The sequence below is a fragment of the uncultured Kiloniella sp. genome, from assembly GCF_937128705.1.
GTDB lineage: Bacteria > Pseudomonadota > Alphaproteobacteria > Kiloniellales > Kiloniellaceae > Kiloniella.
In genome coordinates, this window is record NZ_CAKZMP010000063.1 from 1 (window position 1) to 3619 (window position 3619).

The following is a 3619-nucleotide window of genomic DNA, read 5'->3' on the forward strand; positions in this document are numbered from 1 at the left end:
GCTATCGGGCGTTAGGGATCGATTTGCAAAAGCTGGTACACGAAGACATGCGGGCTAATTTTGCCAGCTATCCAAAGATATGGGGATTGAAGTCAACAGATCGAAACATCGACCATCGACGTGTTCCAAACTTGCGGGTTTTCTTTTCCCGTCGCGGTCAAACCCAACCTTTGTCAGAAGCACCCGAAGATTATTTACCGGGCGATTTGGTAACATGGAACCTGAATAAAAGCGGATCACTGCCGCATATCGGTATTATCAGTAATCAAAAATCATCCAAGGGTGTGCCGCTGGTCGTTCACAACATCGGTTTCGGACCACAAATTGAAGACATGTTGTTCGATTACAAAATGACGGGGCATTATCGCTATATAAAGCGCTAAAAACCCAAACTTCTACTTTGTTCTACCCAAACTTCTACTTTGTTCTAATTGAGTATCTATTCGTTATTAGAACAAGTAACGCAGTTACTTTTTGAAGGGGCCGATTTCGTTGAGCATTTCGATTTCGCGGTCAACTGCCGGGTTTTCACTTTGTAAAAAGCGGGCGATGGCATCGCGGAAATTGGGGTCGGAAATACCGTGGAGGCTGTATGTTTTGGTCGGCAGGTATCCGCGTTGGATTTTATGCTCTCCCTGCGCCCCGGCTTCAACCCGCTTGAGCTTATGAGTGATGGCATAGTCGATTGCCTGATAGTAACACAGCTCGAAATGCAGGTTTGGGTAATGACCGTGGGACCCCCAGTTCCGACCATAGAGCGTGTCGCCGCCGACCAGATTGAGGGCACCAGCCACCATTGTTGGGCTGGCGTATGAATGATCCCATGCGGTACTCAAGATAACTTTGTTGCCCAGTTTTGATCCCAAAAGCTGAAAGAAATCTCGATTGAGGTAATCGTGTGCGTGTTTTTTATCGACTGTACTAAGATAGAGTTGATAGAATTGATCGCAAATTTCTGGCGTCAGATCACCGCCCGTCAGGGTCTTAATTACCAGACCGTGACTGTGTGCTTCACGGCGTTCCTTTTTGATGGCCTTACGCTTGCGGGAAGACAGCGCAGCAAGGAAATCATCAAAGCTTTGATAGTTGTTGTTTTCCCAGTGATATTGCATTCCGGTGCGGGCGAGGAGCCCGGCGTCTTTAAGCTCGTGCCATTCCTGTTCTGTGGTAAAGGTCAGGTGTAGGGATGACGCTTCGTACTGTTGCAGAATTTGCAGCATGGCGTTGATGAGGGACAGGCGAAGTTCTTTCGCCTCTTCTGATGTGGTCGGGGCGATGAGCAATCGTTTGCCTGTTACCGGGCTAAAGGGAACCGCGGATTGCAATTTGGGGTAATAGGCGCGTCCCGCACGCTCGTAAGCGTTTGCCCAGCTCCAATCAAAGACGTATTCACCGTAAGAGTGGCTTTTCAGATAAAGTGGCGCACAGGCAATGATAACGCCTTCATCGTCCATGATCGTGAGGTGCTGAGGTTGCCATCCTGTCTCGGCACTGACCGAGCTGCTTTCTTCCAACGCGGATAAAAAGGCGTGGGAAATAAAGGGGTTATTATCCGGCGCATCGTTCTGGGCACAGCGATCCCAAGCTTCTGAGGGAATACTATTTATGCCGGGGTGAACTTCAACACGCAATTGGCTCATTCAAGACCTGGTTAATCAAGGCGGGGTAAGAAAATACTGTTCGCTAAAAATAGGAAGATAGGCTTGTGGATACAAGGTTTTAGACGGAGAAGAGGGGAATTTGATTAAGATCTCGACTTTCTGAGCTTTTAATAAGCAAAAGGCAGGCTATGGCGCCTGCCTTTTGCTATCGTGATGTCTTCTTTAGCTTTTAGCCGATAAGCTTTTAGCTAGTAATGAATAGCTTAGTCGATTTCAGCAACGCAATCGACTTCAACAGCAATGCCAAGTGGCAGGCTTGGGGCTGAAACGGCGGCACGCGCATGCACACCTTTGTCACCGAAGACTTCAACCATCAGGTCGGACACGCCATTGATGACTTTTGGCTGATCAACAAAGTCAGGTGTGGAGTTTACAAAACCGCCAAGTTTGACGATGCGCTTAACGCGATCGAGATTGCCATCTGTTGCTGCGTAAAGCTGGGCAATGATGTTGATACCGCAAAGACGGGCCGCTTCCTGGCCTTCTTCGACAGACATGGTGTCGCCAAGCTTACCCTTGTAGAGGACTTCGCCATCTTTGATCGTGATCTGACCAGATATAAAAACGGTGTTGCCGGATGTTACGTAACCGACATAGTTTGCAACTGCTTTCGCAGGCTGAGGGACTTCAATTCCAAGTTCTTTCAAACGGGCATCAACTGTACCAGTCATGGCTCTATCCTTATGATTTTATAACATTACCTTTTAAGAACGCGTCCCTTTACACAGGGATCTCATTTGTATTCCGGGGACGTGTTCTCAAGCCTGTACAAGAGCAAACAGATCCATGGTTTTCCCATACGTAATTTGTACTTTGCTCTTTCCAACTTTAAAAACTGCGCGAATTTTATCTCTCTGGCTTCCAGACGCAAGCAAAGTTCGCAAAAGAGCACAAAAAAACAGGAGTTTTGAACTCAGTTATCGCATTTGAGGAACATTGTGTCGTTTGTGTTCTACTGGTTTTTGCGAATCTGGTAATGGGAAATCGTAAGCAGTGAGGGAAGGACTTTGACTGTTTGTGCTGTTTATAGTTTATAAATTGAACAGTGATTTTAAATTTTAGGTTGTAGGTGATTTTATGAAGCGATTTTTGATTTTAGGTGCGCTATTTGCTCTTTCGGCTTGTCAGACAACTTCACAATCGGGAAGTGACCGAGCAAGTGTATCTGAACCTCTAAATAGCGAAGTCGTGTTTGGTACAGAGGCAATACATGATGGTGAAGAGTATAACACTTGGAAATATATCTTCAGAGGTGATGGCCGTAAAACTGTTGTCACCATGCAAAATAAAGTGGCTTTTAATTTAGTGCCAAATCCAAAAACGATTGAATACGACGTTCGAATTTTAAAATCTAACCTTTCTGTTCCTGTTTATTATCAAGAAAGAAAAAAGGTGGAGGAAGAAGTAGCGTCCTTGCGCGGTAAAGAATTTAAGTATGTTTACAAGCACAAGAAAGCTACAGCAGAAAGTCTTGCTTCATTTGGAGATTTACAAGAGGGCTATGTAAATCTTATGGGGAATAAAAGAGATCTTGTTAAGTCGATGATTGAATCTGCATCAGCAAGTTATTTTGGTGGGAAAACAGTTACTCAGGATCAAAAAGTTCTGGCTTTGAATTTTTGTGTAGTTGCTGGTGTTTATCCTGGCTCGGGCCCGTGTGATTCTACACAGGTTTATGGTTATGTCGCGGGTAAGAAGCTTTATGGTGGGCGCACTGTTGTTGTGGTCGATGTTGATGACGATATGACTTATGATGAACAGGTCATTTATATAGACGGTTACTTTTATGTTGATTTGAAAACTGGGACTGCCTTGTTTAGTGAGATAAAACTCTCTGGCATGAAACGGGATGGAACGGATGCAGATATTGTTAAGACCCGCTTGGTGAAGTTACCAACTTCATAATCGTAGTTGTTTCATCTCTGAAATACAAAAAGGGTGGCGTTCAGCCACCCTTT

At 45.2% G+C, this 3619-nt stretch carries 4 protein-coding genes; 2 read left to right on the forward strand and 2 right to left on the reverse strand.

The window, feature by feature from the left end:
* The coding region (locus tag Q0241_RS03540; RefSeq protein ID WP_299373161.1) for a DUF1287 domain-containing protein at positions 1–383 on the forward strand (383 nt) is incomplete at its 5' end.
* 84 nt (positions 384–467) lie between these two features.
* On the opposite strand, the gene Q0241_RS03545 is transcribed toward Q0241_RS03540, so the two are convergent.
* Positions 468–1640 carry a GNAT family N-acetyltransferase gene (locus Q0241_RS03545; RefSeq protein WP_299373164.1) on the reverse strand — a complete coding sequence of 391 codons (1173 nt, stop codon included), beginning with the start codon at positions 1638–1640 and terminating at the stop codon, positions 468–470.
* A 224-nt stretch (positions 1641–1864) separates the two neighbouring features.
* The gene (locus Q0241_RS03550; protein ID WP_299373167.1) at positions 1865–2332 is read right to left on the reverse strand and encodes a RidA family protein; all 468 of its coding nucleotides are present in this window, start codon (positions 2330–2332) and stop codon (positions 1865–1867) included.
* Between the two features lie 406 nt (positions 2333–2738).
* On the opposite strand from Q0241_RS03550, the gene Q0241_RS03555 reads away from it, so the two are divergent.
* The gene (locus Q0241_RS03555; protein WP_299373170.1) at positions 2739–3566 is read left to right on the forward strand and encodes a hypothetical protein; all 828 of its coding nucleotides are present in this window, start codon (positions 2739–2741) and stop codon (positions 3564–3566) included.
* The last annotated feature ends 53 nt before the right edge of the window (positions 3567–3619 follow it).

Coding starts and splice junctions, on each gene's coding strand:
- Q0241_RS03545 (WP_299373164.1), bottom strand. CDS start 1,640: ATGAGCCAATTGCGTGTTGAAGTTCACCCCGGCATAAATAGTATTCCC.
- Q0241_RS03550 (WP_299373167.1), bottom strand. CDS start 2,332: ATGACTGGTACAGTTGATGCCCGTTTGAAAGAACTTGGAATTGAAGTC.
- Q0241_RS03555 (WP_299373170.1), top strand. CDS start 2,739: ATGAAGCGATTTTTGATTTTAGGTGCGCTATTTGCTCTTTCGGCTTGT.